This is a genomic window from Rhodanobacter sp. FW102-FHT14D06 (genome assembly GCF_043950705.1).
Lineage (GTDB): Bacteria > Pseudomonadota > Gammaproteobacteria > Xanthomonadales > Rhodanobacteraceae > Rhodanobacter.
Window position 1 is genome coordinate 3315984 of the sequence record NZ_CP170722.1, and the last position, 26457, is coordinate 3342440.

Here is a 26457-nt window from a genome sequence, read left to right on the forward strand (position 1 = left end):
ACCGGGTGCCGCGATATTCGATCGGCGGAGCCTAGTGGCGGGAAGCGCTGCTGGCAAGTGCCGCGATGGGCGGATTTAACTTGCACTCACGTGTCGTTGACAAGTGCCATCGCGAAAAAATCCCCGCGTGTCTGCACGTCATGTTCATGCGGACCATGACGTCTGCAGCGTCAATGCAAGTGCACGCTGGAATGACGGCGTAGCGCCTGCGCGAAGTTGTGCGGCAATGTCGTCGTCCAGCACCAGCAGCACGTCGGACGCGCCGTCGCCGTCGACGACATCCAGCACGCAACCGACCTCGCGATCGTCGATGCGCAACGCGTCGCCGGCCTGCACCGGCTGCGACGTCGTGCCGCGGTGCAGGTGGCGCTTGTGGCCACCGCGAAAATGCAGTCGCGCCACGATTTCCTGGCCGGGATAACAGCCCTTGTCGACAGCCACCGCGTCGAGCCGCTGCAGCGACAGCGCAGCGGGCAACGACGTTCCGAGCATCGGCGCCGGCAGCCACGGCCAACCGTCGCGCAACTGCAGCGCGCGCCATGCGTCGTCCGTGGAAGCGGTCGCGGAAACGAGCAGCGCATGCGAGCCGCAACCCAGCGAAACGGCGTCGCCTTCCATCGTCATCACATGCAACGGTTGCGCGGGGCCGGTACTCAAACCGCGCGCCGGCAGCGCGGTCAGCCGGACCCGGGAGCGGAACACGAATCGCTGCAGCGCCTCCACCATCGCCGCGGCGTCGCCGCCGCGCAACAGCAACAGGTAGCGTTGTTCTTCCAGCCGCGCCAGGTGGAACAGCGCACGCACGCGACCTTTCGCATCCAGCCAGGCGCTGAATTGCCAGCGGCCCACGGCGAGGCCATCCACCTTGCTGCTGAATTGCGCGTGCGCGAATGCGCCTGCATCGGGACCTTCGAGCAACAGTGTTTCGGCGATCGGGGATGCGTGCATGGTGTGAGAAGTTTGGGGCGGTCGCGCCGTTGCGCAAGTGAGTAGCATGGCCGCCATGCGGTGCGGCGCCTGCGGGCCGATGGTTGTGCTGTCCGGGGGCAAGTATTAATCTTCAGCGGCTGACAAACACCATGTCCAATACCTCAGTCCCCATCGAAACCACGCCTGCCCCCGTCAAGCCGGAGACGACCGCCAAGCCGGCCGATCCGCCGCCCGACAAGGCAGCCTTGGAGCGTCCGGCTCCGGACCCCACGCGCTACGGCGACTGGGAAAAGAACGGGCGCTGCATCGACTTCTGAGCGGGGCGCCCGGCACGGGGCGCGGCATCAAGGGGCGAATGCAGCAGGGATATCAGCGATTCCACAGAGGATAGCCGCCATGGCAGAGAAGCAACGACCGCTTTCCCCGCATCTGCAGATCTACCGCAAGCAGGTGCAGATGATGACCTCCATCACGCATCGCGCCACCGGCATCGCCCTCGCGGTCGGCGGCTTGCTGGTGGTCTGCGGCCTGCTGCAGCTTGCCGCCGGCGAAGATAGCTTCAACCGCTTCAAGGGCATCATCGGCAGCCCGGTCGGGATGGTGCTGCTGTTCGGCTGGAGCTGGGCGCTGTTCTATCACCTCTGCAACGGCATCCGGCACCTGATCCAGGATGCCGGACTCGGTTACGAGATTCCCCAGTTCGTGCGTTCGAGCTGGCTGTCGGTTGCCGGCAGCATCGTGCTGACCGCTGCGACCTGGGCCTGGGTAATGATGGCCGGAGGTGCGGCATGAACCTGCGTGTGGGAACCGACGACGTCCGCAGCCAGCTGCGCAATCCGATGAAACTCGCCCGCGGACTGGGTTCGGCGAAATCCGGCGTGGAGCACTGGTGGGTGCAGCGGTTGACTGCGGCCGCGCTGGTGGTGCTGGGCATCTGGTTCGTGATCACCGTGCTCGGCCTGCTGCACGCGGATTACGCGGCGGCGCGCGCGACGGTGGCCAAGCCGTGGAATGCGCTGCTGCTGATCGTGTTCGTGCTGACCATGTTCTGGCATGCCGTGCTGGGCTTGCAGGTGGTGGTCGAGGATTACGTGCACACCCGCTGGAAGGAGGTCGTGCTGCTCGTGGCGATCAAGTTCCTCGCGGTGCTGGGCGCACTGGCTGGCGTGCTGGCCGTGTTGCGCGTGGCGCTGACCCCCTGAGACGAAAACGCGAGGCCGGGATTCCATGGAAAGCTACAAGGTTCAGCAGCATCTTTATGACGTGATCGTGGTCGGCGCCGGCGGCGCCGGCTTGCGCGCCACCTTCGGTCTCGCCGAGAAGGGTCTCAAGGCGGCGTGCATCACCAAGGTCTTCCCGACGCGTTCGCACACCGTGGCGGCGCAGGGCGGCATCGCCGCCGCGCTCGGCAACATGAGCGAGGACAACTGGCGCTTCCACTTCTACGACACCGTGAAGGGCGGCGACTGGCTCGGCGACCAGGACGCGATCGAGTACATGTGCAAGCACGCGCCCGAAGCGGTGATCGAGCTCGAGCATTACGGCGTGCCGTTCTCGCGCACCGAGGACGGCCGGATCTACCAGCGTCCGTTCGGCGGCATGACCACGCACTACGGCAAGGGCACGGCGCAGCGCACCTGCGCGGCTGCCGACCGCACCGGTCACGCGATCCTGCACACCCTGTACCAGCAGGCGCTTGCGCACGATGCGACCTTCTTCGTGGAGTACTTCGCGATCGACCTGGTGTTCGACGCCGAGGGCGTGTGCCGCGGCGTGCTGGCGCTGGACATGAACGAAGGCACCATGCATTTCTTCCGTGGCCACGCGGTGGTGCTGGCCACCGGCGGTTACGGTCGGGCCTACCTGAGCGCCACCTCGGCCCACACCTGCACCGGAGACGGCGGCGGCATGGTGCTGCGCGCGGGCCTGGCGCTGCAGGACATGGAGTTCGTGCAATTCCATCCCACCGGCATCTACGGTGCCGGCTGCCTGATCACCGAGGGCGTGCGCGGCGAGGGCGGCTACCTCACCAACTCCGAGGGCGAGCGCTTCATGGAGCGCTACGCGCCGCATGCGAAGGATCTCGCCTCGCGCGACGTGGTCAGTCGCGCGATGACGGTCGAGATCAACGAAGGCCGCGGCGTCGGCGAGCACAAGGACCACATCTTCCTCAACCTGATGCATCTCGGCCCCGAGGTGATCCACGAGCGGCTGCCCGGCATCGCCGAGTCGGCGCGCATCTTCGCCGGCGTCGATGTCAGCAAGCAGCCGATCCCGGTGTTGCCGACCGTCCACTACAACATGGGCGGCATCCCCACCAACTACCACGGCGAAGTCGTGCAGAAGCGCGGAGACGACGTGGATGCCGTGGTGCCCGGGCTGTTCGCGATCGGCGAAGCGGCGTGCGTGTCGGTGCACGGCGGCAACCGGCTGGGCTCCAACTCGCTGCTCGACCTGGTCGTGTTCGGTCGTGCCGTGGCGCATCGTTGCGCCGAGATCATCCAGCCCGGCACGCCGCACAAGGATCTGCCCGCCACCGCGCTGGACAAGGCGCTGGAGCGCTTCGACCGCCTGCGCAACGCCAACGGCAGCACGCCCACGGCGGCGATCAGGCTGAACATGCAGCGCACGATGCAGCGCTACGGTGCGGTGTTCCGCACGGGCGAGACGCTGGATGAAGGCAGCCAGAAGATCTCCGAGGTGTTCAAGACGTTCGAGGACGTCAAGGTCAGCGATCGTTCGCTGGTGTGGAACACCGATCTGATCGAGACGCTGGAACTCGCCAATCTGCTCGAGCAGGCGGTGGCGACCATGCACTCGGCCGCGCAGCGGCCGGAGAGCCGTGGCGCACACGCCCGCGAGGATTTCCCGGAGCGCGATGACGAGCACTGGCTCAAGCACACGCTGGTGTGGGTCGACCGCGAAGGCGCCACCCGCTTCGACTATCGTCCGGTGCACCTGGACACCTTGACCGACGAGGTGGCTTCGGTCCCGTTGGCCAAGCGCGTCTACTGAGTCGTTGCGTTCGATGTCACGTCCCGTTTTCGAGAATATGGAAGGGCAATGCCATGGGTGAATTCACGCTGCCACGGAACTCCAAGATCCAGCCCGGCAAGCATTACCCGGCCAAGGATGCGAAGAAGCCGCGCACCTTCCGCATCTATCGCTGGTCACCGGACGACGACAAGAATCCGCGCATCGATACCTACGAGATCGACCTGGCCGCATGCGGTCCGATGGTTCTCGACGCCCTGCTGAAGATCAAGAACGAGATCGACCCGACGCTATCGTTGCGCCGTTCCTGTCGCGAGGGCATCTGCGGCTCGTGCGCGATGAACATCGACGGCACCAACACGCTGGCGTGCATCTGCGCGATCGACAGCGTCGCCAGCGGCGACGTGAAGATCTACCCGTTGCCGCACATGCCCGTGGTCAAGGACATCATCCCGGACCTCACCCATTTCTACGCGCAGTACGCCTCGATCAAGCCGTGGATTCGCACGCAGAGCCCGGCGCCGGGCAAGGAGCGCCTGCAGTCGCCGGAAGACCGCAAGAAGCTCGATGGCCTGTACGAGTGCATCCTGTGCGCCTGCTGCTCCACCAGCTGCCCCAGCTACTGGTGGAATGGCGACAAGTACCTCGGTCCGGCAATCCTGCTGCAGGCCTACCGCTGGATCGTCGACTCGCGCGATGAAACCACCGGCGAGCGCCTGGACGACCTGGAAGACCCGTTCAAGCTGTACCGCTGCCACACCATCATGAACTGCACCCGCACCTGCCCCAAGGGGCTGAACCCGGCCAAGGCGATCGCCGAGATCAAGAAGCTGATGGTGGAGCGGCGCAGCGCATGATGCGTCGTGGATAAGGGCCGCCTGCGCTGGCGTGCCCGCCGCGGCACGCGCGAACTGGATGCCATGCTGGGCGGCTGGCTCGACGAGCGTTTCGAGCAGGCCGACGAGGCACAGCGGCAGGCGTTCGACGAATTGCTCGACACGCAGGACCCGGAGCTGTGGGACTGGATGATGGGCCACGCCCGTCCCGACAGAGCCGACTGGCAGATCATCATCGATGACATCCGCGCCCGCCATCGGCTTTGATTATTCCCCGTCGCGGCTGCTGCCGCGCAGCCTGCTGCTGGTGGCGACGCTCGCCGCGATCGCCGTGCTGGTCAGCGCCTTGCCGCCCTGGCTGCGCGCGGTGACGGTGGTTGCGCTGGCACTGGCGGCCTGGCAGGCGTGTCGCCGATTGGCGATGACTGTCGTGGCTGCCGCCGGCTGGAGCGCAGAGTCGGGCTGGACCCTGCATACCGTGGACGGCGAGGATCATCCCGCCAGCCTGGCTTCGTTCCGCGTGCTGGGCGATCTGGTCTGGCTGCGCATGCAATCGGCGCAGCACGGCATCTGCGTGCTGCTGCTGGCGCCGGACAACAGCGACGCCGACATCCGCCGTCGCCTGCGCATGCGCCTGGCGACGATGCAGCCGGGTGAGGCGCTGCCGCGCTGGTAAGGCAACTTCGTCGAATCGGCGCGGTCTTGTCGAATGACCGATAATGCCGGTCCGGGCGGCCCGCCCCGTGCCATCACCACAAGCGAATCGCCCATGTTCCGACCGCTCGAACTCTTCATCGGCCTGCGCTACACGCGCGCCAAACGTCGCAACCAGTTCATCTCCTTCATCTCCACCGTGTCGATCGTGTGCATTGCGATCAGCGTGATCGCGTTGATCACGGTGATGTCGGTGATGAACGGCTTCGACTACCAGATGCGCTCGCGCATCCTGGGTGCGGTGTCGCAGGCGACGATCACCAGCGTCGACGGCCCGATCAAGGACGTGCCGCGCGCGCTGCAGGTCGCCCAGGCCAATCCGCACGTGCTGGGCGCGGCGCCGTTCGTCGAATCCGAGGCCATGCTGATCGGCCAGCGCTCGGCCGGCGTGCGGGTGCGCGGCATCGACCCGGCGCAGGAGCCGAAGGTTGTCGACATCGGCCAGCACATGATCGAAGGCTCGCTCGACGACCTGCGTTCGGGCGACTGGAACATCGTGCTGGGCCGCGATCTGGCGATGCAGCTCGGGGTGGGGGTGGGCGACCGCGTGACCATGGCGGTGCAGGAGTTGCGCGCCACGCCGATGGGCGGCATCCCGCGCATGCGCAGCTTCCACGTCACCGGCACGTTCCAGCTCGGCATGGAGCAGTTCGATTCCGGCTTGGCCCTGGTCAACATGCGCGATGCCGAGAAACTCAATGATCTCACTGGTCCGACCGGCATCCGGCTTCGCCTGGACGATCTGTTCAGCGCGCGCCCGGTGGCGCGCGAACTGGCCAGTCAGTTGGGGCAGTACTACGGCGTGCGCACCTGGATGGACGAGAACGCCAACCTGTTCCATGCGCTGTCGATGGAAAAGCTGGTGATGTTCATCATCCTGTCGCTGATCGTGCTGGTGGCGGTGATCAACCTGATCTCGATGCTGATGATGCTGGTCACCGACAAGCAGGCGGACATCGCGATCCTGCGCACGCTCGGCGCCACGCCGCGCAGCATCATGGGCACCTTCATGGTGCAGGGGTTGCTGGTGGGCTTCGTCGGCATCGGCTTCGGCGTGGGTTTCGGCGCGCTGCTGTCGTGGAAACTGCCGGGCATCGTCAAGTGGATCGAGCACACCTTCCACGTCACCTTCCTGTCGCCGGACGTCTATTACATCAGCGAGGTGCCGAGCCGGCTGGACTGGCAGGACGTGGGCTGGACCGCGCTGCTGACCTTCGTGTTCGCGCTGCTGGCCACCCTCTATCCCGCCTGGCGCGCCTCGCGCACGCAGCCGGCGCAGGCCTTGCGTTATGAGTGAGAAATCCATGTCTCCCACCCGCGAAAACGTGCTGCGCGCCAGCCATGTGGCCAAGACCTACGCCGAAGGCGGCCTGCGCACCGACGTGCTGAGCGACGTCAGTTTCACCCTGAAACGCGGCGAGACGATGGCGATCGTCGGCGCCTCCGGCTCCGGCAAGAGCACCCTGCTGCACATCATCGGCGGATTGGACACGCTGACCGCCGGCGAAGTGGAGGTGGATGGCCGCGTACTGTCGAAGCTCTCCGACGCCGAGCGCGGCCGCGTGCGCAACCGGTCGCTCGGCTTCATCTACCAGTTCCACCACCTGCTGCCCGAGTTCACCGCGCTGGAGAACGTGTGCATGCCGTTGCTGATCCGCGGCACCGCGATCGCCGAGGCGCAGCGGCAGGCGGTCGGCTTGCTGGAGCGGGTCGGCCTGGGCGCGCGCACCCACCACAAGCCATCGGAACTCTCCGGTGGCGAGCGCCAGCGCTGTGCGGTGGCGCGTGCGCTGGTGACGCGGCCGGCCTGCGTGCTCGGCGACGAGCCCACCGGCAACCTCGACGAGGCGAACGCGGCCCAGGTCTACGAGCTGATGCTGGAACTCAACCGCGAAATCGGCACCAGCTTCATCCTGGTCACGCATGACCCGCACCTGGCCGCGAAGATGGATCGCACCCTGGTGCTGCACAACGGCGTGCTGCGGGAAGGTCCGGGCGCCTGACGTCAACGGCAGGAGCGCACCCCGGCGCACGCCTACAGCACTTTCAGCATCAGCGTCGCCGCTTGCACGCTAGGCTCGACGGTCTCCAGGACGGAACGGGCGACGCGGCATGGCGCGACAGGGGGCGATCACGGTGGCGCTGGCCTTGCTGGCAGGCGTGTTGCTGGTGCAGGCGTGGCCGCGCCTGCCGTCGGTGTGGATCTGCCTGCCGCTCATCGTGCTGGCGTTGGCCTGGGCGTGGCGTTGTCCGCGCTGGCGCTGGCTGTGCGCCCTGCCTCTGGGTGTCGCCTGGGCGCTGTGGTGCGGCACGCAGGCGATGCAGGCCCGGCTGCCGCGCGCGCTGGAAGGCCGCGACGTGCTCGTCGTCGGCAGTCTCGACGGATTGCCGCTGGCGCGTACCGATGCCAGCCGCTTCACCCTGCGGGTCGAAAGCGCCCAACTGGACGGCCGGCCGCTGGCCTTGCACGGCCTGCTCACCGTGTCGTGGTACGAGGGCGCGCCGCCGCTCGCGCCGTGCACGCGTTGGCGCCTGCTGCTGCGCCTGAAGCGCCCGCGCGCGCTGCTCGACCCCGGCAGCACCGACAGCGAGCGCTCGGCGCTGGAGCGCGGCATCGTCGCCACCGGCTACGTACGCGAGGATGAAGGCAATCGCCGCCTCCCGGGTCCGCGCTGGTGCGTGGACGGCACGCGCGCGGCGATCGCCCGCGGCATCGCCGCGCGCGTGCATGACCCGCACGATGCCGCGCTGTTGCGCGCCTTCGCGGTCGGCGACACGCGTGGCCTCGACCAGCAGGACTGGGCGGTGGCACGGGCGAACGGCGTCTCGCACCTGATCGCGATCTCCGGTTTCCACGTCGGCGTGGCGGCGGTGTTCGGCGTGTGGCTGGCCTGGCTGGTCTACGCGTTGTGGCCGCCAGCGGCGCTGCGTCTGCCGCGTCCGCAGGCGCAGGCCGCCGCGGCGCTGCTGTTCGCCGTGGTCTACAGCGCGCTGGCCGGCTTCGGCCTGCCTACCGTGCGCACGCTGTTGATGATCGCGGTGGTGGCGCTGGCGCGTTGCAGTCGGCGCGGCAGCAGCGGGGCGCAATCGCTGGCGCTGGCGATGATCGCGATCCTGCTGGCCGATCCGTTGGCGGTGCTGGCGCCGGGATTCTGGTTGTCCTTCGTCGGCGTGGCGTTCCTGATTCTCTGCCTGCAGGCGCAAGGTCGCGGTTGGCGTGCCTTCCTGCACGAACTCTCCGCCGGCCAGTTGCTGATGACCGTGGCGCTGCTGCCGCTGACCCTGTGGTTCTTCGGCCAGGCGTCGCTGGTCGGTGCGCTGTCCAACCTGGTCGCGGTGCCGGTGGTGAGTTTCGTGATCGTGCCGTGCGCGCTGTTCGGGATGCTGCTGTTGCTGCTGTGCCCGCCGCTGGCCGCGCCGGTGCTGTGGCTGGCCGCGCGGATCGTCCACGCGCAATGGTGGCTGTTCGAGCGCATGGCCACCTGGCCGGGGGCTCACTGGTATCTGCCGGCGGTGCAGCTCCACGCGCTGCTGCTGGCGGTGGTCGGTGCGCTGTGGATGTTCATGCCGCGCGGGGTGCCGCTGCGCTGGCTCGGGGCGGCGCTGTTCCTGCCGCTGCTGTTGCCGCCGCGCAGTACGCCGGCCGACGGAGCGTTCCGGTTGTGGGTGCTCGACGTGGGGCAGGGGCTGGCGGTGCTGGTGCGCACGCACGATCACCTGCTGGTCTATGACACCGGTGCGCGCTATCCCTCCGGTTTCGACCTCGGCGAGGCCGTGGTGCTGCCGTCCATCCATGCGCTGGGCCTGTCGCGCGTGGATATGTTGATGATCAGCCATGGCGACAATGATCACGCCGGTGGCGCGCAGACGGTTGCCGAGGCGTTTCCGCAGGCACGCCGGCTGGCCGGCGAACCCGCCCGCATGCGCGTGCCCATGCAGCAATGCGCGGCCGGACAGGCGTGGCAGTGGGATGGCGTGCGCTTCCGCGTGCTGAGCCCGGCGCCCGGCGGCGGGGACCGCGACAACGACAGCTCCTGCGTGCTGCTGGTGGAGGGACGCGGCGGGCGGGTGCTGCTGCCAGGCGACATCAGTTCGAAGGTGGAACCGGCGGTGGCTGCGGCGGTGGGGGCGGGCCTGCCGCCGGTGCTGGTGGTGCCGCATCATGGCAGCAAGACTTCCTCCGGTGCGGCCTTCATCGCGGCGTTGAGGCCGTCGCTGGCGCTGGTTTCCGCCGGTTGGCGCAATCGCTTCGGGCACCCGCGTGCGGAGGTCCTGGCGCGCTATGCCGAGGCGGGCGTGCCGTTGTTCAACACTGCCGTGGAGGGGGCCGTGGAGGTGGAGTTTCCCGCCGACGGGACGCCGCGACGGCAGCCGGGCTGGCGCCGGCAGCAGCCCCGCTACTGGCGCGAGTAGCATGGTGCGACGCCGGGATTGCCACGCCTGCCGCAGTACGCGCGAACGACGCTGCTATCATGCGCGCTTCCCCGGAGCGTGGTGCGGCGAGGACTGAAGGTGCTTGATATCCTGATGGCGGGCGGCTGGGCGATGGTGCCCATCCTGATCTGTTCGGCGGTCGCCCTGGCGATCGTGCTGGAGCGTTGCTGGACGCTGCGCCGCAGCTCGGTGCTGCCGCCCGGGCTGGGCGACGAGGTACGCCAGTGGGCGCGCTCGGGCCAGCTCGATCCCGGTCATCTGGAAGCCCTTGCCAACGGCTCGCCGCTGGGCGAGCTGCTGGCAGCCGCGCTCGCGGTGCGGCGGCAGCCGCGCGAGATCATCAAGGAGCGCATCGAGGACACCGGTCGCCACGTGGTGCACCGGATGGAGCGCTATCTCAACACGCTGGGCACGATCGCCCTGATCGGCCCGCTGCTGGGCCTGTTCGGCACCGTGATCGGCCTGATCCGCATGTTCATGGAGGTGATGGGCGGCGGCATCGGCGATCCCGCGCGGATGGCCGGCGGCATCGGCGAGGCGCTGATCTGCACCGCGTCCGGCCTGACCGTGGCGATCCCCGCCTACGTGCTGCACCGCTACTTCCGCTCGCGCGTGGCCGGTTACTGCGTGCTGATGGAAAAGCAGGCCACAGCCTTGCTGGACGATCTCACCCTGACCGCGCCGGCACCCGTCGCGCGTGCGCGTCGCGCGCCGGCACCCGCCGCGCCGAGCGCGAGCTGAGGCACCGTCGATGCGCATCGGCAACGACCGCCGCGGAGACGATTTCGAGATCAACGTGATCCCGTTGATCGACGTGCTGCTGACCCTGCTGATGTTCTTCGTGCTCACCAGCACCTTCGTGCAGCATTCGCGGCTGAAGGTGACGCTGCCGCAGGCGAGCGTGCAGGAGCGCGACATGAACGCGCCGGCGCTGACCATCATGATCGACCGCGACGGCCGCTTCTTCGTCGGCAGCGACGAGGTGATGGGCGAGGGCATCGAGGCGCTCAAGCAGAGCCTCGCGCGCCATGCCGGCGACAGCCGCGACCAGGCGGTGACGATCCGTGCCGATGCCATGACGCCGAACCAGAACGTGGTGACCGCGATGGATGCACTGGGCCAGCTTGGCTTCACCCGCCTGTCGATCGCCACGACACCGAGCAAACCGGGCGCCGCGCAATGAACGCGGACCAGGCGACCGCGGCAGACGCGGGCAGCTGGCCGACCTACAAACGCCTGCTCGGCTACACGCGACGCTACTGGGCGATCGGCCTGGTGGCCTTCGTCGGCATGCTGGCCGACGGCGGCGGGTTGGCGCTGTTCACCGGGCTGATCAAGCCGATGATCGACAACCTGTTCGCGCAGAAAGACCCGTACCTGATCTTCTGGATGCCGATCTGGATCATCGCGATCTTTCTGGTGCGCTCGCTGGGCACCTTCGTCAGCGATTACGGCATCTCCTACATCGGCCGGCACGTGGTGCAGGCGCTGCAGCTGGAGGTGTTCGCCGCGTACCTGAAGCTGCCGGCGCCGTATTTCGGCAGCGAGCCGTCGGGCCAGCAGATCTCGCGCATCACCTACACCAGCGAACAGGTCGCCGCGGCGTCCAGCAGTGCGGCGAAGATCGCCATCACCGACGGCTTCACCGTGATCGCGATGCTGTTCGTGATGCTCTATTACAGCCCCTACCTCACGCTGTCGCTGCTGGTGATGGTGCCGGCGATCGCGCTGGTGGCCACGGTGGTGGCGCGCCGCTACCGGCAGATCAGCCGGCGCATCCAGGGCAGCATGGGTTCGGTCACCGGCACGGTGGAGGAATCCGTGGGCGCACATCGCGAGGTGCGCGTGTACGGTGGCCAGGCGCACGAGGCCGAGCGTTTCGACCAGATCACCCGGCATACGCGGCGGCTCAACCTGAAGATCGCCGCCACCAACGCGGCGTCGAGCTCCACCGTGCAACTGGTGGCGGCCAGCGCGCTGGCGGCACTGGTGTTTCTCGGCACGCGGCCGCAGGTATTGGTCAACATGACGCCCGGCGTGTTCTTCGCCGTGCTCACCGCGATGGGCACCATGCTGCCGTCACTGAAGCGCCTCACCAACGTGCAGGCGAACATCCAGCGCGGACTGTCGGCGGCCGAGGACATCTTCGACGTGATCGACCTGCCGCCGGAGCGCGATGCCGGCACGCTGGAGCTCGAGCGCAGCCGCGGCGAGCTGCATTTCGTCGACGTCGGCCTGACGTACCCGCGCAGCCATGTTCCCGCCCTGCAGGAAGTCAATCTCGATTGCGCGCCCGGCACGGTCACCGCCCTGGTCGGACGCTCGGGCAGCGGCAAGAGCAGCCTGGTCAGCCTGCTGCCGCGCTTCAACGTGCCCGGCGCCGGGCGCATCGTGCTCGATGGCGAGGATTGCCGCAGCTACACGCTGGCTTCGCTGCGCAGGCAGATTGCCTGGGTCGGCCAGAGCGTGGTGCTGTTCAACGACACCGTGGCCAACAACATCGCCTACGGCGAACTGGCCGGCGCCAGCGAGGCGGAGATCGTCGCCGCGGCCGAGGCGGCCAATGCGATGGAGTTCATCTCGCGCATGCCGCTCGGCATCCACACGCCGATCGGGCAGAGCGGCAACCTGCTCTCCGGCGGCCAGCGCCAGCGCATCGCGATCGCCCGGGCGATCCTCAAGAACGCGCCGATCCTGGTGCTGGACGAGGCCACCAGCGCACTGGATACCGAGTCCGAACGGCTGATCCAGCAGGCGCTGACACGGCTGATGAAGGATCGCACCACGCTGGTGATCGCCCATCGCCTGTCTACCGTGGAAGGCGCCGACCAGATCGCGGTGATGGATCAGGGCCGCATCGTCGAGCGCGGCACCCACGCCGAACTGCTCGCGCTGAACGGGCAGTACGCCGCGCTGCACCGCATGCAGTTCCACGACGCCGCGGCCGTAACGGCCGGCGGCTGAGACGCCCGTCATGGCGCTGCCCGACACGCTCGCATCGGCCTGGTACGGCGGCGGTCGCGCGCCGTGGTGGACGTGGCCGCTGGCTGCACTCTACGGCGGCGTGATCCGGCTTCGTCGCGCGTTGTACCGCATCGGCTGGCTGCGCCGCGAGCGCCTGCCGGTGCCGGTGGTGGTCATCGGCAACCTCACCGCCGGCGGCACCGGCAAGACGCCGCTGACGATCGCGGTGGCCGCCAGCCTGCGCGAGCACGGGTTCCGGCCCGGCGTCGTGAGTCGCGGCCACGGCGGCACGCAACGCGAGCCGCTGCTGCTCGGCGGCTCGCCGGACCCGCGACAGGTCGGCGACGAACCCTGTCTGATCCGCGCCAGCGGCGTGCCGGTCGCGGTCGGGCGCGATCGTCCCGCGGCGGCAAGGCTGCTGCTCGACGCCGGCTGCGACGTGGTGGTGGCCGATGACGGCCTGCAGCATTACGCGCTGGCGCGCGACGTGGAGATCTGCGTGATCGACGGCGTCCGTCGCTTCGGCAACGGCAAGCTGCTGCCGCTCGGCCCGCTGCGCGAGCCGCTGGGCCGGCTGCGCAGCGTGGACCTGCGCGTATGCAACGGCGGCACCGCCGAGGTCGGCGAATATCCGATGAGGTTGTGCGGCGACGAGGCGGTGGCGCTGGAAGGCGGCGAGCGTCGCCCGCTGGCCAGCTTCGCCACCGGGCCGGCACATGCGGTGGCGGCCATCGGCAACCCGCAGCGATTCTTCGAAAGCCTGCGCGCCGCCGGCATCGAGGTGATCGGGCACGCCTTTGCCGACCACCATGCGTTCAGCGCGGACGAGCTGGATTTCGCGGACGGCTTGCCGCTGTTGATGACCGACAAGGATGCGGTCAAGTGCCGGTCGTTCGCACGGCCGCACTGGTGGCGCGTGCCGGTGCGGGCGGAATTGCCGCCGGCCTTCCATGCCGCCTTGCGCGAACGCCTCGCGCGGTGGTGATCCGAAGAGTCCTGGCGCGGCGACTCCCTACGGCTGGGTGCCCGCCGCGCGCTGCGCAGGCTTGCGCCGCGATACTGCCTCGCCGGCCACGTAGACCCGCCGCGCCAGGTTGCCGCCGATCCAGTAGCACAGTTCCGCCGGCTGGCGCGCATTCCAGATCACCACGTCGGCGCGCTGGCCAGCCGCCAGCGTGCCGCGATCGGACAGACCCAGCGCGCGCGCGGCGTTGACGGTCACGCCGCGCAGCGCTTCTTCCGGGGTCAGCCGGAACAGCGTGCAGGCCATGCCCGCCGCCATGCGCAGCGACAGCAGCGGCGAGGTGCCGGGGTTGCAATCGGTGGCCACCGCCAGCGGCACGCGTTGTTCGCGCAGCAGGTCGATCGGCGGCAAGCGGGTTTCGCGCAACGCGTAGAACGCCCCCGGCAGCAGCACCGCGACGGTGCCCGCGGCGGCCATGGCGCGCACGCCTGCCTCGCCCAGATGCTCCAGGTGATCGGCTGACAGCCCGCCGAACTCGGCCACCAGGGCGGCGCCGTGCTGGTCGGACAACTGCTCGGCGTGCAGCTTCACCGGCAAGTCGAGTTCGCGTGCCCGCTCGAACAGACGACGAACTTCCGCGACGCTGAAGCCGATGCTCTCGCAGAAGCCGTCGACCGCATCGACCAGGCCTTCGCGCGCCAGCGCCGGCAGCATCTCGTCGCAGACCAGCGCCAGGTAGTCGGCCCGGCGATCCTTGAACTCCGCCGGCAGCGCGTGCAGGCCAAGGAAACTGGTGCGTACGCTGATGCCCAGCTCGCGGCCGAGCCGGCGCGCCACGCGCAGCATGCGGCGTTCGCTGTCCAGTTCCAGGCCGTAGCCGGATTTGATCTCCAGCGTGGTCACGCCGTCGGTCAGCAGCGCGCGGGCGCGCGGCAGCGCCTGCGCGTAGAGAAACTCTTCGCTGGCCGCACGGGTGGCCTTGACGGTGGAGGCGATGCCGCCGCCGGCGCGGGCGATCTCCTCGTAGCTGGCGCCATTCAGGCGCAGGTCGAACTCGTCGGCGCGGTCGCCGCCGAACACCAGATGGGTGTGGCAATCGATCAGCCCGGGGGTGACCAGGGCGCCGTCCAGCGATTCCACTTCGTCGGCCAGCGCCACCGGCGCGTCCGGCAGTTCGTTCATCCGCCCCAGCCAGGCAATGCGCCCGTGCTGCATGGCGATGGCCGCGTGCTCGACCAGGCCATACGGCGTTTCGCCGGCGAACGTCGCCAGGGTGGCGTTCAACAGCAGGCGGTCCCAGCGTGGTTGGGTCATCGGTATCGCTCCGTCATGGTTTGCCGGGATGCTGCGGTTGGCCGGACTCGGCGGAGTCGGGGTAAGCCGTGGTCTCGGCGGCTGCGGGCAACGGTCTGGCGGGCTGGTGGTGGGCCCGCTCGGCCTGCTGCTGTCGCTCGGCGTCGCGCACCATGCGTTCGGCGAAGTCCCGATATACCGGGGTCGGGCAGAACAGCGATGCGGCCGCGCGAGCAAGCAGACAGGCTGCCATGATCGGAATCACCATGTCCTGGTTGTCGGTCAGCTCCATCGCGATCACCGCCGAGGTCAGCGGCGAACCGGTGACACCGGCGAGGTAGGCGCTCATGCCTAGCAGCACCACCGCACCGGCGGGCGCGCCCGGCAGCAGATGCGCGATGTTCTGGCCCAGGCCGGCGCCTACCGCCAGCGCCGGCGAAAAGATGCCACCGGGGATGCCGGCCCAGTACGAGACCACATTGGCCAGCAGCTTGGCGATGCCGAAGTCCTGGCCCGGCATGGCGGCCGTGCCCTGCACGATCGCGCGGGCCTGGTCGTAGCCGGTGCCGTAGATGCTGTTGTGCGTACACACGCCGAGCACCGCCAGTGCCAGGCCGCAGCCGGCGGCGAACAACACCGGCCAGCGCGCGCGAAGGCGACCGACCTGCGCCAGCGGGCCGCGTCGACTGAGCAGGATCAGGCGCGCAAACAGGCCGCCGAGCAGGCCGCAACCGACCCCGGTCAACAGCACGGCCAACCAAGCGCTGCCCAGCGGCAGGCTCGCGTCCACTTCGCCGAAGTATGAGTAGTTGCCCATGACGCCCAGCGACACCACGCCGCCGATGATCACCGCGGTCAGCAGCAGGCCGCTGAAGCGGTGCTCGAACGTCCCGGCCAGCTCCTCGATTGCGAATACCACGCCGGCCAACGGCGTGTTGAACGCCGCCGCGATGCCGGCTGCGCCGCCGGCGAGGATGAAGCGCGATGCAGCCTTGGGATCGCTGAAGCCGAAACGCCTGCCGATGGAGTAGAACAGCGCTGCGCCGACATGCACGGTCGGGCCTTCGCGCCCGATCGAGGCGCCCACCGCCAGCGACGCCAGGGTCAGCACCATCTTGCCGGCGGCGACCGGCAGCGACAGCATGCGCGTGCGAAAGCCGCCGTCCTCGATGTGCAGCGAGGCGATCACCTGCGGAATGCCGCTGCCGCGGGTCGCGCGCAGGCGCCCCTCCGTTGCCTGAGCGAGCAGCCCGAACACCAGCGGAGTGAGGATGAGCGGTATCCAGATGCCGTGATCCAGGATGCGCAGGAACAACTGGTAGGACCAGACGCTGGCCTTGGCGAACAGGATCGCGGCCAGCGCCACCAGCACGGCGCCCGCCCACAACACCAACCGGCGTTTCCAGTGGTGCGGCGCAAAGAACTCATGCCCGAGCAGCGCCTGCAGGCGGGGATTGGAGGATGCTGGAGCGGACTTGGGCGGTTCTGGCATGGCGCGATTATCGCAGACGGCCGCGGCAGGATTGATGCCGCCAGCCCTGGCCGTCCGATACCGGTGCGAACGCTGTCGCACCGCGAGTCGCCATCAGCGTGGCCGCCAGCGGGTTTCGTAGAGATCGAAACGGCGGTCCTTGAGGTTGGTCACCGCGCCGGCGTTGCGCGCGCGGGCCAGGGTTGCCAGGTGCAGGTCGGCGAACAGCACGGTCTCGATGTTCGGCGTGGAGTCGGCGGCGATGCCGTCGCGGGCGAAGCCGAAGTCGCTGGGCGTGAGGATGCAGCTTTGCCCGTACTGGATGTCGAAGTTGTTGACCCCGGGCAGGTTGCCCACGTTGCCGGACAGCACCACGTAGCACTGGTTCTCGATCGCCCGCGCCTGCGCGCAGTAGCGCACGCGCAGGTAGCCCTCGCGCACGTCGGTGCAGAACGGCACGAACAGGATCAGCGCACCCTGGTCGACGAGGTGGCGCGCCACCTCGGGAAACTCCGAGTCGTAGCAGATCATCACCCCGATCGGGCCGCAGTCGGTGAGCACAGTGGCCGCGCTGTCGCCGCCGGCGATGTTCCACACGTTGCGCTCGCTGGGCGTGGGGTGCAGCTTCTCGCGCTCGTGCAGCGAGCCGTCGCGCAGGCACACGTAGCAGACGTTGTGGATGTCGCCGTTGGCCTGCTCGGTGGGATGCGTGCCGGCGATGATGTTGATGTTGTAATGGACGGCCAGACGGCTGAACAGCTCCTTCACCTGCGGCGTGTAGTGGCTGAGCTTGCGGATCGAATCCACCGGCGACAGCTCGGTGTTCTCGATCGACAGCAACTGCAGCGTGATCAGTTCGGGGAAGGTGACGAAGTCGGCGTTGTAGTCGGCGGCGATGTCGGTGAAATACTCGACCTGGGTGGCGAACTCCTCGAACGAGGCGATGCGCCGCTGCTGGTACTGCACTGACGCCACCCGCACCGCGTCGGGCAGGCGCTGCGGCGAGGGGATCGAGGGCGTGTCGGGCTGGTCGAGCAGTTGCGGGTTGCGCCAGACCAGGTGCACGGCGTAGCCCAGCGACTCGTGGTCGGAGGGCACGTAGCCGCGCAGCAGGCCGATCACCTCGAAATCGTTGGACAGCTGGAAGCTCAGCGTGAGGTCGCGCCGCCGGCCTTCGGTCACCGCCTGCACGTAGGACTCGGCACTGCCGTAGCGCGCGATGTTCTTCGCCAGCCCCGGAATGCGCCCACCGAACACGATGCCGCGCAGCTTGAGATTCATGCACAACCGCTTGCGCGCGCGATACAGCCGCTGGCCGATGCGCATGCCGCGGTAGTCGGGGTGCACCACGACTTCCATGCCGTACAGCCAGTTGCCGTCCGGCTTGTGGCGCGAGGCCATGCCGCCGCCGGTGATCTCCATCCAGGTGTGCGGCGCCAACGCGGTGGCTTCGTCGATGCGGAAGGTGGCGCAGTAGCCGACGATGCGATCGTCGTACTCGACCACGAACTGGCCTTCCGGGAAGTGCGTCTGCTGTGAGCGCAGCATCTCGGCCGAATGGCCCCATTCCGGGCCGTAGACCCGCCCGGTGAGTTCCACCAATTGCGGCACGTCGACCGGCCGCGCCTGGCGCAACAACAACCGCGGGGTGTTTTCACTGGATTTGCCTGCCATGCGGGCCATTATGCATGGGCGTGTCGAGGCTCGGGTGAAGGCGCGGCGCAGGCACGGTTACACTGGCGACCATCGCAACGGAGACCATCGATGAACGAAACCAGCCGCAGCACCAGCTACCGGGCCGGACGGTTGTGGCGAGACGGCGAATGGCAGCGCGATGCCAGCTTCGCGGTGGACGCCGGTGGTGCGCTGGTCGACGCGAGCGACGGCATCGAGACGATCGGCCAGTGGGTGTTGCCCGGCATGCCGAACCTCCATTCCCATGCGTTCCAGCGCGCGATGGCAGGCCTGGCCGAACGCCGGGGAAGGGCGGACGACAGCTTCTGGAGCTGGCGCGAGGCGATGTACGGCTTTGCCGCGGTGATCGACCCGGAGTCGCTGCAGGCGATCGCCGCGCAGCTCTACGTCGAGATGCTCAAGGCCGGCTACACCCGCGTGTGCGAATTCCAGTACCTGCACCACCGGCCCGACGGTACGCCGTACGCGCAGGCCGAGGCCATGTCGCTGGCGCTGGTCGAGGCCGCGCGCGAGGCCGGCATCGGCCTGACCCTGCTGCCGGTGCTGTACATCAGCGGCGGTTTCGACGGCCGCGCGCTGGGCGAACGACAGCGGCGCTTCGGCCACGACGTGGATGGCTACCTGCGCCTGCTCGACACGCTGCAGGCGCACGCCGATCACGACCTGCGCGTCGGCACCGCGCTGCATTCGCTGCGCGCCGTGCCGGAGGCGGCGTTGCGCGAAGTGCTCGCCGACTCGCGGGTGCGTCGCGGGCCGATCCACATCCACATCGCCGAGCAGATCGGCGAGGTGCAGGATTGCCTGGCCATCCGCGGCGCCCGCCCGGTCGAGTGGCTGTTCGACCACGCCGAGGTCGATGCCCGCTGGTGCCTGGTACACGCCACGCACCTGACCGAGGCGGAGACCGCACGGATCGCCGCCAGCGGCGCGGTGGCCGGGTTGTGTCCGACCACCGAGGCGAATCTCGGCGACGGCCTGTTTCCGCTGGCGGCCTACCTCGATGCCGGGGGCACGTTCGGCATCGGCTCGGATTCGCACATTTCCATTTCGCCGGTGGAAGAACTGCGCTGGCTCGAATACGGCCAGCGGCTGCTCACCCGTCGCCGCAACATCGCCGCCCGCCAGCCCGGGGCCAGCGTGGGCGAGACGCTGTGGCGCGGCGCTCTGGCCGGCGGCGCGCGCGCCAGCGGCCTGCCGGGCGGCGAGTTGCATGCCGGCGCGCCCGCCGACCTGATCGTGCTGGACGAAAACTCGCCGCTGCTCGCCGCGCGCGATGAGACCTCCGTGCTCGACAGCTGGCTGTTCGCCGGCAACACGCCGCTGGTGCGCGACGTGATGCGGGCCGGTCGCTGGGTGGTGCGCGATTTCCGCCACCATGACGAGGAACGCATTGCAGCGCGGTATCGCACCGCCGTGCAGCGGATCGCCGCCGGCTGAGTCGACGGCGGCCGGCTGAACGGTTGCCATCGTGCGCCACACCCTTGTCATCGCCCGCGCGCGAATGCCGTTGATGGGGGCACTTCCCTCATCTGGAGCGTGCCATGCGTCGATTCCTGCATCGTGTTTCCGCCGCCGCCCTGCTGTTGCTGTTTGGCGCGACGCTGGCCGGCTGCGTGGTGGTGCCCGCGCGCGGGCGCGCGTGGGTGCCGGGCCACTGGGTGGCACCGCATGTCTGGGTGGGCGGGCACTGGCGTTATCGCTGAGCGTGCCAGCCGGCGGCGTGACCATCGGCAGGGGTGACGGCGCTGGCGCGGGAGTATGTTGCCCGCTCGCATGCGGCATGCCGCCGCAGTCGGGAACGCGCATGAATCAGGCACGCCGCTCGGCGGGCGCCGCCATCCTGCGGGGTGGCCTGGTGGCCGGTACCATCGACATCGGCGCGGCGTCGCTGATCAACATGGTCGACCCGCTGATCATCCTGCGCGCGATCGCCAGCGGCCTGCTCGGCCGTGCGGCGTTCGCCGGCGGGTTGCCGGTGTCGCTGCTGGGCCTGGTGCTGCAATGGGCGATGTCGTTGCTGATCGCGGCGATCTTCGTGCTGGCCGCGCAGCGCCTGGCGTGGATGGGCCGCAGCTGGATCACTGCGGGACTTGCCTACGGCGTGGTGGTCTTCGTGGTGATGGAGTTCGTGGTGGTGCCGCTGTCGGCCGCGAAGAATCCGCACTTCACGGTGCTGTCGCTGCTGGAGAACGTGCTGGCAATGCTGCTGTACGGCCTGATCATCGCGTTCTTCGCGCGGCGGGTGCGCCAGGCTATCCGACCCTTCCGGTTCGTGCCGCAGCGCAGGCAGTGATGACGACAGCCCCCAAGCCTGCGGCAGCACTTCCGTCCACGGATGCCGCCGCGCGCTACATCCATCACGGCACGCCAGACTTCCGCCGCACCAATCTCGCCCTGTTCGCCGCCGGCTTCGCCACGTTCGGCCTGCTGTACTGCGTGCAACCGCTGATGCCGGAGTTCAGCCGCCACTACGGGGTGAGCGAGGCGGGCGCGGCGCTGTCCTTGTCGCTGACCACCGGGGTGCTGGCGTTCGCGATGCTGTTTGCCGGCGCGCTGTCGGACGCGTGGGGACGCAAGTCGCTGATGGTGACTTCGCTGCTCAGCTCGGCGGTGCTGGTGCTGGTGACTGCGATGATGCCGGACTGGTACGCACTGCTGGTGGTGCGCACGCTGCTGGGGCTGACCCTGAGCGGGCTGCCCGCGGTGGCGATGACCTACCTCAGCGAGGAGATGCACGTCGAGTCGATCGGGCTGGGCATGGGCCTGTACATCAGCGGCAGTGCCGTGGGCGGCATGGGCGGGCGGCTGATCACCGGCGTGCTGGCGGACTTCTTCGGCTGGCGCATCGGGGTGGCCGTGGTCGCGCTGATCGGCATCGTGGCCGCGCTGGTCTTCTGGCGCATGCTGCCTGCCTCGCGGCATTTCACGGCGCAGCCGCTGCGCTGGCGCACGGTCGCGGGTCGCTTCAACGGCATCTTCCACGACCGCGGCCTGCCGTGGCTGTTCATCGAGGGCTTCCTGCTGCTGGGCGCGTTCGTCACGGTCTACAACTACCTCGGCTACCGCCTGCTGGCGCCGCCGTACAACCTCAGCCAGGCGGTGGTGGGCCTGATCTTCGGCATCTATCTGGTGGGCACCTTCAGCTCGGCGTGGATGGGCCACCTGGCCGGCAAGCTGGGCCGGCGCAAGGTGCTGTGGACGGCGCTCGCGCTGATGCTGGCCGGAGTGGCGCTGACCGTGGCGCAACCGCTGTGGCTGGTGATGGCCGGCCTCGTGGCGGTGACGTTCGGTTTCTTCGGCGGCCACTCGATCGTCAGCAGCTGGGTCGGCCGCCGCGCCGGCGCGGCGAAGGCGCAGGCCGCGTCGGTGTACCTGTTCTGCTACTACATGGGCTCCAGCATCGCCGGTGCCAGCGGCGGCCTGTTCTACGCCGCGCACGGCTGGGCCGGGGTGGCGCTGTTCGTCGGCGCGCTGGTGCTGCTCGGACTGCTGGTCGCGCTGTGGCTGTTCCGGCTGCCGCCGCTGGTCAATGTGGCGACCGCGCCGACGCCGATGAGCAAGGGCGCGATGGGGTAGGCGGGCGGTGCCCACCCCAGGGGTGCAGTGCGTCGCTGCCGGCGCTTTCGCTCTACCGAGTCCCCTTCACAAGCATCCCCTTCACCGCGTCGTAATCGCCGTCGTTCGCGGCGGCGGGCAGTCCGAGCAGGTGGGTCATCAGCGGATAGACGTCCACATTCGGGAAGGCGGGGATCTTCGCGCCGACGCGAAACGCCGGGCCGTGCGCGATGAAGATCGCCTGCATGGCAGGCTCGGCGTTGTCGTAGCCGTGGTTGCCCAGGCTGGGCGGGTCCTTCTTCGCGGCCAGCTTGGCGCGGCTGGCGATGCGCCAGTGCACGTTGGCCAGGCAGATCAGCTGCGGCACCCGCGGATTGCTTCCGTAGTCGAAGCGCGCCGGTATGCGGCGCTTGTCCCAGCAGCGCATGTGTCGTTGCGGCCGTTCCAGCTTGCGTTCGATCGCCGCGAACCGGGCGCGGTCTTCCGCGCTGTCGGAGCGCGGATTGAAGCCGGCGACGATGCCCTCGCTCACCAGTTGCACCTGGTCCAGCGGCAGCAGGTCGTCCAGCAGCACGGTGTTGCCGGCCGGCACCGTGGCCATGCCGTGGTCGGACAGCACGATCAGGTTGATCCGCTGGAACAGCCCGCGCCGCTTCAGGCCCTGCAGCAGTCGGCCCAGCGCGGCATCCGTGGCGCGCAGCGCGGCGTCGACCTGCGGCGAGTCCGGGCCGTGCTCGTGGCCGGCGTGATCGACGGCATCGAAATACAAGGTGAGAAAACGAGGCCGCAAGGCGGGCGGCAAGTCGAGCCAGGCCAGCACCTGGTCGACCCGCGCATCGGCGCCGACACTGCCGTCGAACGGGTGCCAGTAGTCGGGATGGCGGCCGTGGATCGCCGCTTCCGAACCCGGCCAGAACATCGTCGCGGTGCGCATGCCGTGTTCGTCGGCGGTCACCCAGATCGGCGTGGCCTCGTCCCACCAGCGGCCGTCACTGACCGCCTTGCGGTTGCCCAGCGAGAACTTGCCCAGCTGCGGGTCGAACATGGTGTTGTCGACGACGCCGTGATGGTCCGGGCGCAGTCCGGTGACCAGGGTGTAGTGGTTCGGAAACGTCAGCGAGGGAAACGAGGGTTGCATCGAGGCAGCCTGCACGCCGTGCCTGGCCAGCTTCTCCAGGTTGGGGCTGAGGCCGCGATCGATGTAGTCGTGGCGATAGCCGTCGATCGAGATCAGCAGCAACGGTGAGGGTTCGCTTGTCGCGGCGCGGACGAGCGCGCGATCGGTGCCGGAAAGATGCGCGCAACCGGCGCACGCGGCGATGGCTGCGCAAAGCAGCAGGCGGAACACTGTGTTCATGCGGGTCGTTGCACACTCTGGCCAAACCAACGCCCATGGTCGCGCAGAGTCATGACGATTGCAGCCCACGCATCTCCAACCCGCATGCTCGCCTGTACGGCGATGCTGCTGGCGCTCGGCTCTTCCGCTGTCGCGGGCGCCGGGCAGGTCACGCCGCCGACGCCGGTGCTCGCGTACGCGCCGGTGCAGGGCGACGCGTCCCGCCATGCCGTGCGCCAGCAGCAGCTGCGCGATCAGGTGCGCCAGAGCGAACTGCAGCAGCAACTGCAACAGAACGTGTCCGACAACGCGAAGCGTCCGGGCGCGAAGAACAAGCTGCTGCAACGCCAGCTCGAGCAGGCCGACCAGGCGCGGCACGAGCGCGACCGCGTTGCGCTCAGGGACCTGCTCGACCGGCAGCAGGCCCACTCCGTGCTGCCGCGGGTGATCCCGCCGGATGCGCCGGCGTCGTCGCGCAGCGGCGGTTGATCAGCGCGCCGCGCGGCGCCCGTCGTCAGCGCCGAACAGGTCGCCGTGCGCGATGCGGCGTTCCCACCCCAGCAGGAATCGCTTCGCCGGCAGGCCGCCGCCGAAGCCGGTGAGGCTGCCGTTGCTGCCGATCACGCGATGGCAGGGCACCACGATCGGCAGCGGGTTGCGCCCGTTCGCCGCGCCGACCGCGCGCATCGCCTGCGGCTGGCCGATACGGCGCGCCAGCTCGCCGTAGCTGATGGTCTCGGCGTAGGGGATGCGCGCCAGTTCCTCCCACACCGTCAACTGGAACGCCGTGCCTTGCGGATGCAGCGGCAGGTCGAACCCGGTTCGCGTGCCCGCGAAGTATTCCTCCAGTTGCTCGCGCGCGAATGCGAGCGCCGACGACGAGCGCACCCAGTGCGGTGAAACCGGTCGCGGGTGCCGCTCGGTCTCGAAGCGGATCTCGCGCAGCCCCTGCGCGTCGGCCAGCAACAGCAGGCGGCCGACCGGGCTCGGCATCCCGTCGACGTGGATCGTTTCGGCGTTCATGGTTTGCTCCGTTGGGCGGTCGCGGCGTCGCCGACGCTGCGCCACAAATGCATCACCGCGTAGGCGCGCCACGGTCGCCATGCCTCGGCCAGCGCGGCGAGCGCCTTCGTGCCCAGTTCGGCGCCGTCGCCGGCCGCCGCTCGGCGCAGGATCAGGTCGGCGGCGGGGAATGCATCGGGGTGGCTCAGCGCGCGCATCGCCATGTAATGCGCGGTCCACTCGCCGATGCCGGGCAGCGCCACCCAGCGCCCGACGAATTCGTGCAGCGGTTGCTCCACGCGAAAATCCACGCGGCCGTCGAGCAGCGCCTGCGCGATGCCGCGGATCGCGGCGGCGCGTGCGGTGGTGACGCCGAGCTCGCGCAGGTCCGCGTCGGCCAGTTGCGCCGGGGTCGGAAACAGCCGTTCCAGGCCGTCCGGCAGCGGCAGCGCGAGCACCGAGCCGTGGCGCTGCACGATGCGCGAGGCCAGCGTGCGTGCGGCCGCCACGCTGACCTGCTGGCCGAGCACCGCGCGCACCGCGATCTCGAAACCATCCCAGCCGCCCGGCAGGCGCTGGCCCGGGTGCCGGCGCAGCATCGGTTTCAGCACCGCGCTGGCGCCCAGCGTCGCCGCGATCACGCGCGGGTCCGCGTCGAGGTCGAACATCCGCCGCGCTCGCGTGACCAGCGGCAGCAGTTGCGCGGGCCGTGCGCCGTGCAGTTCGAGTTGCAGCGCGTGATCACCGCCCGGCGCCGCGGACAGACGCAGCCAGCCGGCATCATCCGCGTCGCCGAACACGCGCGCGTAGGCGTGCTCGTCCACCCGTTCCACGCCGGGCAGCGCGCGCGTGCGCAGGAATGCCAGCAAGGCCGGGAAGTCGTATGGCGGGCGATAACCCAGGCGCAGCACCAGCGTGGCGCCGGCCGCAGCGCGCGGTTGCCGGCGCAGCTCGCGCGGCGGCATCCGGTTCGCCGCCGCAAACGCGGCATTGAAACGGCGCAGGCTGCCGAAGCCCGACGCCAGCGCCACCTCGGTCACGGGCAGCGCAGTCTCGGTCAGCAGTTGCTTGGCGAACAGCAGGCGGCGGGTGGTGTGCACGTCGATCGGCGGTGCGCCCAGATGCGCCACGAACAGGCGGCGCAGTTGCCGCGCGCCGACGCCCACGCGCGTGGCCAGCTCCGCCAGCGGACGCTCGCTCAGCGCGCCGGCATCGATCAGTTTCAGCGCACGCGCCACCACGTGCTCGCCGCGATGCCAGCTCGCATTGCCCGGCGCCAGTTCCGGCCGGCAGCGCAGGCAGGGCCGGAACCCGGCCGCTTCCGCGGCCGCGGCGCTGGCGTAGTAGCGGATGTTTGCCGGTTTCGGCGGCGGCGCCGGGCAGACCGGGCGGCAATAGATCCGCGTGCTGGTGACGGCGGTGAAGAACAATCCGTCGAAGCGGGCGTCGCGGCTCAGCCGCGCCTGTTCGCAGACGGCCAGCGCGGGCAGGATGGCGGCGGGTGATTCGGACATGGGCGCAGGCTAGCACTGCGGCGGCCGCGGAACTGGCCGTTTTCGGACCTCAATGCCGGATCGTCGGCAGCACCACCGCGGTGGGTCGCTGGCAGGCGTGCTGGCGGCTGCGGCGGAAGTCCCCCGCCTCCTTGTCGCTGGCGGGGCGGCCGCTGTCGCCACCATCGAACGCGACCCGCCACGAACCGTCCGGCGCGCGCCGCCATGTCGTCGAGAAATGTCCGATCGCGTAACGCGATGCCGCGTTCGCGCCCATGTTCTCGAACAGGTACGGGCCGCTGGACGTCGCCAGCGTGCCGTCCGCGCTCGCGACCACGTGCTGCGGATACCAGTCCAGCCGCACGGACTTGCCGGCAAGGATCGCCGCCCAGTGCCGCACGATTGCCTGCGGTCCGCGCACGGGCGTGTCCGCATTTGCGTCGAACACGCTGTCGTCGGCGAGGAACGCGGCGAATGCCGCGGCATCGTGCCGCTGCACGCTGCGGGCAAACGCCAGTTCGCGTTGCCATACCTCGCAGGCGGCGCGATCGGCCGCAGCCATCGCGGCGGACGCCGGCGCGGCGGGCAGGGCGGCAAGCAGCAGGATCAACCCCATCGAGCGTGACATCGGCGACTCCGGCGGTCGGGTTGCCGCGCAGCTTCCATCCGCCCCAGGCGTGGCGCCAGTGCCGGAACGCACGGGCCATCGACGCAGCGCCGCGGGCATGGCCAGGTCAGCCTGGAGACCTGCGCGAGCGGGGCGCTGCGCAAGCACA

At 69.3% G+C, this 26457-nt stretch carries 27 protein-coding genes; 19 read left to right on the forward strand and 8 right to left on the reverse strand.

Annotation, left to right across the window (positions count from 1 at the left end; genetic code table 11):
* Positions 1 to 144 precede the first annotated feature (144 nt).
* A complete protein-coding gene (locus ACFCQI_RS14925; protein ID WP_395117954.1) occupies positions 145 to 948 on the reverse strand; it encodes a YgfZ/GcvT domain-containing protein in 804 nt (267 codons plus the stop codon).
* Positions 949 to 1079: 131 nt separating this feature from the next.
* On the opposite strand from ACFCQI_RS14925, the gene ACFCQI_RS14930 reads away from it, so the two are divergent.
* The 14 genes from ACFCQI_RS14930 (at position 1080) to lpxK (ending at position 13857) form a co-directional block, all read left to right on the forward strand.
* Positions 1080 to 1247, forward strand: a complete 168-nt coding sequence (locus ACFCQI_RS14930; RefSeq protein ID WP_395117956.1) for a DUF1674 domain-containing protein — start codon at positions 1080 to 1082, stop codon at positions 1245 to 1247.
* A 79-nt stretch (positions 1248 to 1326) separates the two neighbouring features.
* The gene (gene sdhC / locus ACFCQI_RS14935; RefSeq protein ID WP_395117958.1) at positions 1327 to 1722 is read left to right on the forward strand and encodes a succinate dehydrogenase, cytochrome b556 subunit; all 396 of its coding nucleotides are present in this window, start codon (positions 1327 to 1329) and stop codon (positions 1720 to 1722) included.
* Complete coding sequence (gene sdhD, locus ACFCQI_RS14940; protein ID WP_395117960.1) at positions 1719 to 2132, forward strand: succinate dehydrogenase, hydrophobic membrane anchor protein; 414 nt, start codon at positions 1719 to 1721, stop codon at positions 2130 to 2132. Before sdhC ends, sdhD begins: the two co-directional genes overlap by 4 nt.
* A 25-nt stretch (positions 2133 to 2157) precedes the next feature.
* Entirely contained in the window at positions 2158 to 3945 is a 1788-nt protein-coding gene (sdhA, locus tag ACFCQI_RS14945; protein ID WP_395117962.1) for a succinate dehydrogenase flavoprotein subunit, read from the forward strand.
* 53 nt (positions 3946 to 3998) lie between these two features.
* A complete protein-coding gene (locus tag ACFCQI_RS14950; RefSeq protein WP_395117964.1) occupies positions 3999 to 4781 on the forward strand; it encodes a succinate dehydrogenase iron-sulfur subunit in 783 nt (260 codons plus the stop codon).
* 63 nt (positions 4782 to 4844) lie between these two features.
* Positions 4845 to 5027, forward strand: coding sequence for a succinate dehydrogenase assembly factor 2 (locus ACFCQI_RS14955; RefSeq protein ID WP_395121375.1), 183 nt, complete (start codon positions 4845 to 4847; stop codon positions 5025 to 5027).
* Positions 4999 to 5436 carry a protein YgfX gene (locus ACFCQI_RS14960; RefSeq protein ID WP_395117966.1) on the forward strand — a complete coding sequence of 146 codons (438 nt, stop codon included), beginning with the start codon at positions 4999 to 5001 and terminating at the stop codon, positions 5434 to 5436. The genes ACFCQI_RS14955 and ACFCQI_RS14960 overlap by 29 nt, the downstream gene beginning before the upstream one ends.
* Positions 5437 to 5529: 93 nt before the next feature.
* Positions 5530 to 6771: a lipoprotein-releasing ABC transporter permease subunit gene (locus ACFCQI_RS14965; protein ID WP_395117968.1), complete on the forward strand. Its 1242-nt coding sequence runs from the start codon at positions 5530 to 5532 to the stop codon at positions 6769 to 6771.
* Positions 6772 to 6778: 7 nt separating this feature from the next.
* Entirely contained in the window at positions 6779 to 7477 is a 699-nt protein-coding gene (lolD, locus tag ACFCQI_RS14970) for a lipoprotein-releasing ABC transporter ATP-binding protein LolD (RefSeq protein ID WP_395117970.1), read from the forward strand.
* A 109-nt stretch (positions 7478 to 7586) separates the two neighbouring features.
* Positions 7587 to 9887: a DNA internalization-related competence protein ComEC/Rec2 gene (locus ACFCQI_RS14975; protein ID WP_395117972.1), complete on the forward strand. Its 2301-nt coding sequence runs from the start codon at positions 7587 to 7589 to the stop codon at positions 9885 to 9887.
* A gap of 114 nt (positions 9888 to 10001) precedes the next feature.
* Positions 10002 to 10649 (forward strand): MotA/TolQ/ExbB proton channel family protein, encoded by a 648-nt coding sequence (locus tag ACFCQI_RS14980; protein ID WP_395121376.1) that lies wholly within the window; start codon positions 10002 to 10004, stop codon positions 10647 to 10649.
* Positions 10650 to 10659: 10 nt separating this feature from the next.
* The gene (locus ACFCQI_RS14985) at positions 10660 to 11091 is read left to right on the forward strand and encodes an ExbD/TolR family protein (protein WP_395117974.1); all 432 of its coding nucleotides are present in this window, start codon (positions 10660 to 10662) and stop codon (positions 11089 to 11091) included.
* On the forward strand, positions 11088 to 12872 hold the full coding sequence (gene msbA, locus ACFCQI_RS14990) for a lipid A export permease/ATP-binding protein MsbA (protein ID WP_395117976.1): 1785 nt from the start codon (positions 11088 to 11090) through the stop codon (positions 12870 to 12872). Before ACFCQI_RS14985 ends, msbA begins: the two co-directional genes overlap by 4 nt.
* 10 nt (positions 12873 to 12882) lie before the next feature.
* Positions 12883 to 13857, forward strand: coding sequence for a tetraacyldisaccharide 4'-kinase (lpxK, locus tag ACFCQI_RS14995; protein ID WP_395117978.1), 975 nt, complete (start codon positions 12883 to 12885; stop codon positions 13855 to 13857).
* 27 nt (positions 13858 to 13884) lie between these two features.
* On the opposite strand, the gene hutI is transcribed toward lpxK, so the two are convergent.
* The 3 genes from hutI to ACFCQI_RS15010 all read right to left on the reverse strand — a co-directional run bounded on the left by hutI (position 13885) and on the right by ACFCQI_RS15010 (position 18274).
* Positions 13885 to 15150 (reverse strand): imidazolonepropionase, encoded by a 1266-nt coding sequence (hutI, locus tag ACFCQI_RS15000; RefSeq protein ID WP_395117980.1) that lies wholly within the window; start codon positions 15148 to 15150, stop codon positions 13885 to 13887.
* Positions 15151 to 15163: 13 nt separating this feature from the next.
* Complete coding sequence (locus ACFCQI_RS15005; RefSeq protein WP_395117982.1) at positions 15164 to 16621, reverse strand: chloride channel protein; 1458 nt, start codon at positions 16619 to 16621, stop codon at positions 15164 to 15166.
* 93 nt (positions 16622 to 16714) lie between these two features.
* On the reverse strand, positions 16715 to 18274 hold the full coding sequence (locus ACFCQI_RS15010; protein WP_395117984.1) for a GNAT family N-acetyltransferase: 1560 nt from the start codon (positions 18272 to 18274) through the stop codon (positions 16715 to 16717).
* Between the two features lie 90 nt (positions 18275 to 18364).
* On the opposite strand from ACFCQI_RS15010, the gene ACFCQI_RS15015 reads away from it, so the two are divergent.
* From ACFCQI_RS15015 to ACFCQI_RS15030, 4 genes are all read left to right on the forward strand, one after another.
* Entirely contained in the window at positions 18365 to 19732 is a 1368-nt protein-coding gene (locus tag ACFCQI_RS15015; protein WP_395117986.1) for a formimidoylglutamate deiminase, read from the forward strand.
* Between the two features lie 104 nt (positions 19733 to 19836).
* Positions 19837 to 19998 (forward strand): hypothetical protein, encoded by a 162-nt coding sequence (locus ACFCQI_RS15020; RefSeq protein ID WP_395117988.1) that lies wholly within the window; start codon positions 19837 to 19839, stop codon positions 19996 to 19998.
* Between the two features lie 101 nt (positions 19999 to 20099).
* Positions 20100 to 20588, forward strand: coding sequence for a hypothetical protein (locus ACFCQI_RS15025; protein ID WP_395117990.1), 489 nt, complete (start codon positions 20100 to 20102; stop codon positions 20586 to 20588).
* Positions 20588 to 21871, forward strand: a complete 1284-nt coding sequence (locus tag ACFCQI_RS15030) for an MFS transporter (protein WP_395117992.1) — start codon at positions 20588 to 20590, stop codon at positions 21869 to 21871. Before ACFCQI_RS15025 ends, ACFCQI_RS15030 begins: the two co-directional genes overlap by 1 nt.
* Before the next feature lie 52 nt (positions 21872 to 21923).
* Here the strand turns inward: ACFCQI_RS15030 and ACFCQI_RS15035 are convergent, their stop codons facing one another.
* The gene (locus ACFCQI_RS15035; protein ID WP_395117994.1) at positions 21924 to 23207 is read right to left on the reverse strand and encodes an ectonucleotide pyrophosphatase/phosphodiesterase; all 1284 of its coding nucleotides are present in this window, start codon (positions 23205 to 23207) and stop codon (positions 21924 to 21926) included.
* Positions 23208 to 23291: 84 nt separating this feature from the next.
* Here ACFCQI_RS15035 and ACFCQI_RS15040 point away from each other — a divergent pair, with 84 nt between their 5' ends.
* Complete coding sequence (locus ACFCQI_RS15040; protein ID WP_395117996.1) at positions 23292 to 23675, forward strand: hypothetical protein; 384 nt, start codon at positions 23292 to 23294, stop codon at positions 23673 to 23675.
* Here the strand turns inward: ACFCQI_RS15040 and ACFCQI_RS15045 are convergent, their stop codons facing one another.
* From ACFCQI_RS15045 to ACFCQI_RS15055, 3 genes are read right to left on the reverse strand one after another with little or no spacing between them, the layout of a single operon-like run.
* Complete coding sequence (locus ACFCQI_RS15045) at positions 23676 to 24209, reverse strand: methylated-DNA--[protein]-cysteine S-methyltransferase (RefSeq protein WP_395117998.1); 534 nt, start codon at positions 24207 to 24209, stop codon at positions 23676 to 23678.
* Entirely contained in the window at positions 24206 to 25702 is a 1497-nt protein-coding gene (locus ACFCQI_RS15050; protein ID WP_395118000.1) for an AlkA N-terminal domain-containing protein, read from the reverse strand. The genes ACFCQI_RS15045 and ACFCQI_RS15050 overlap by 4 nt, the downstream gene beginning before the upstream one ends.
* A gap of 49 nt (positions 25703 to 25751) precedes the next feature.
* Positions 25752 to 26309, reverse strand: a complete 558-nt coding sequence (locus ACFCQI_RS15055) for a YybH family protein (protein WP_395118002.1) — start codon at positions 26307 to 26309, stop codon at positions 25752 to 25754.
* Positions 26310 to 26457: the final 148 nt, after the last annotated feature.

Excerpts from the sequence above, each read along its gene's own strand:
- sdhC (WP_395117958.1), top strand. The coding sequence starts at position 1,327 with ATGGCAGAGAAGCAACGACCGCTTTCCCCGCATCTGCAGATCTACCGC.
- ACFCQI_RS15040 (WP_395117996.1), top strand. The coding sequence starts at position 23,292 with ATGCTCGCCTGTACGGCGATGCTGCTGGCGCTCGGCTCTTCCGCTGTC.
- ACFCQI_RS14950 (WP_395117964.1), top strand. The coding sequence starts at position 3,999 with ATGGGTGAATTCACGCTGCCACGGAACTCCAAGATCCAGCCCGGCAAG.
- msbA (WP_395117976.1), top strand. The coding sequence starts at position 11,088 with ATGAACGCGGACCAGGCGACCGCGGCAGACGCGGGCAGCTGGCCGACC.
- ACFCQI_RS15020 (WP_395117988.1), top strand. The coding sequence starts at position 19,837 with ATGCGTCGATTCCTGCATCGTGTTTCCGCCGCCGCCCTGCTGTTGCTG.
- sdhA (WP_395117962.1), top strand. The coding sequence starts at position 2,158 with ATGGAAAGCTACAAGGTTCAGCAGCATCTTTATGACGTGATCGTGGTC.
- ACFCQI_RS15025 (WP_395117990.1), top strand. The coding sequence starts at position 20,100 with ATGAATCAGGCACGCCGCTCGGCGGGCGCCGCCATCCTGCGGGGTGGC.
- ACFCQI_RS15050 (WP_395118000.1), bottom strand. The coding sequence starts at position 25,702 with ATGTCCGAATCACCCGCCGCCATCCTGCCCGCGCTGGCCGTCTGCGAA.
- lolD (WP_395117970.1), top strand. The coding sequence starts at position 6,779 with ATGTCTCCCACCCGCGAAAACGTGCTGCGCGCCAGCCATGTGGCCAAG.
- ACFCQI_RS15055 (WP_395118002.1), bottom strand. The coding sequence starts at position 26,309 with ATGTCACGCTCGATGGGGTTGATCCTGCTGCTTGCCGCCCTGCCCGCC.
- ACFCQI_RS14980 (WP_395121376.1), top strand. The coding sequence starts at position 10,002 with ATGGCGGGCGGCTGGGCGATGGTGCCCATCCTGATCTGTTCGGCGGTC.
- ACFCQI_RS15030 (WP_395117992.1), top strand. The coding sequence starts at position 20,588 with ATGACGACAGCCCCCAAGCCTGCGGCAGCACTTCCGTCCACGGATGCC.
- lpxK (WP_395117978.1), top strand. The coding sequence starts at position 12,883 with ATGGCGCTGCCCGACACGCTCGCATCGGCCTGGTACGGCGGCGGTCGC.
- ACFCQI_RS15005 (WP_395117982.1), bottom strand. The coding sequence starts at position 16,621 with ATGCCAGAACCGCCCAAGTCCGCTCCAGCATCCTCCAATCCCCGCCTG.
- ACFCQI_RS15035 (WP_395117994.1), bottom strand. The coding sequence starts at position 23,207 with ATGAACACAGTGTTCCGCCTGCTGCTTTGCGCAGCCATCGCCGCGTGC.
- ACFCQI_RS14985 (WP_395117974.1), top strand. The coding sequence starts at position 10,660 with ATGCGCATCGGCAACGACCGCCGCGGAGACGATTTCGAGATCAACGTG.
- ACFCQI_RS15045 (WP_395117998.1), bottom strand. The coding sequence starts at position 24,209 with ATGAACGCCGAAACGATCCACGTCGACGGGATGCCGAGCCCGGTCGGC.
- ACFCQI_RS14965 (WP_395117968.1), top strand. The coding sequence starts at position 5,530 with ATGTTCCGACCGCTCGAACTCTTCATCGGCCTGCGCTACACGCGCGCC.
- sdhD (WP_395117960.1), top strand. The coding sequence starts at position 1,719 with ATGAACCTGCGTGTGGGAACCGACGACGTCCGCAGCCAGCTGCGCAAT.
- hutI (WP_395117980.1), bottom strand. The coding sequence starts at position 15,150 with ATGACCCAACCACGCTGGGACCGCCTGCTGTTGAACGCCACCCTGGCG.
- ACFCQI_RS14975 (WP_395117972.1), top strand. The coding sequence starts at position 7,587 with ATGGCGCGACAGGGGGCGATCACGGTGGCGCTGGCCTTGCTGGCAGGC.
- ACFCQI_RS15015 (WP_395117986.1), top strand. The coding sequence starts at position 18,365 with ATGAACGAAACCAGCCGCAGCACCAGCTACCGGGCCGGACGGTTGTGG.
- ACFCQI_RS14960 (WP_395117966.1), top strand. The coding sequence starts at position 4,999 with ATGACATCCGCGCCCGCCATCGGCTTTGATTATTCCCCGTCGCGGCTG.
- ACFCQI_RS14930 (WP_395117956.1), top strand. The coding sequence starts at position 1,080 with ATGTCCAATACCTCAGTCCCCATCGAAACCACGCCTGCCCCCGTCAAG.
- ACFCQI_RS15010 (WP_395117984.1), bottom strand. The coding sequence starts at position 18,274 with ATGGCAGGCAAATCCAGTGAAAACACCCCGCGGTTGTTGTTGCGCCAG.
- ACFCQI_RS14955 (WP_395121375.1), top strand. The coding sequence starts at position 4,845 with ATGCTGGGCGGCTGGCTCGACGAGCGTTTCGAGCAGGCCGACGAGGCA.
- ACFCQI_RS14925 (WP_395117954.1), bottom strand. The coding sequence starts at position 948 with ATGCACGCATCCCCGATCGCCGAAACACTGTTGCTCGAAGGTCCCGAT.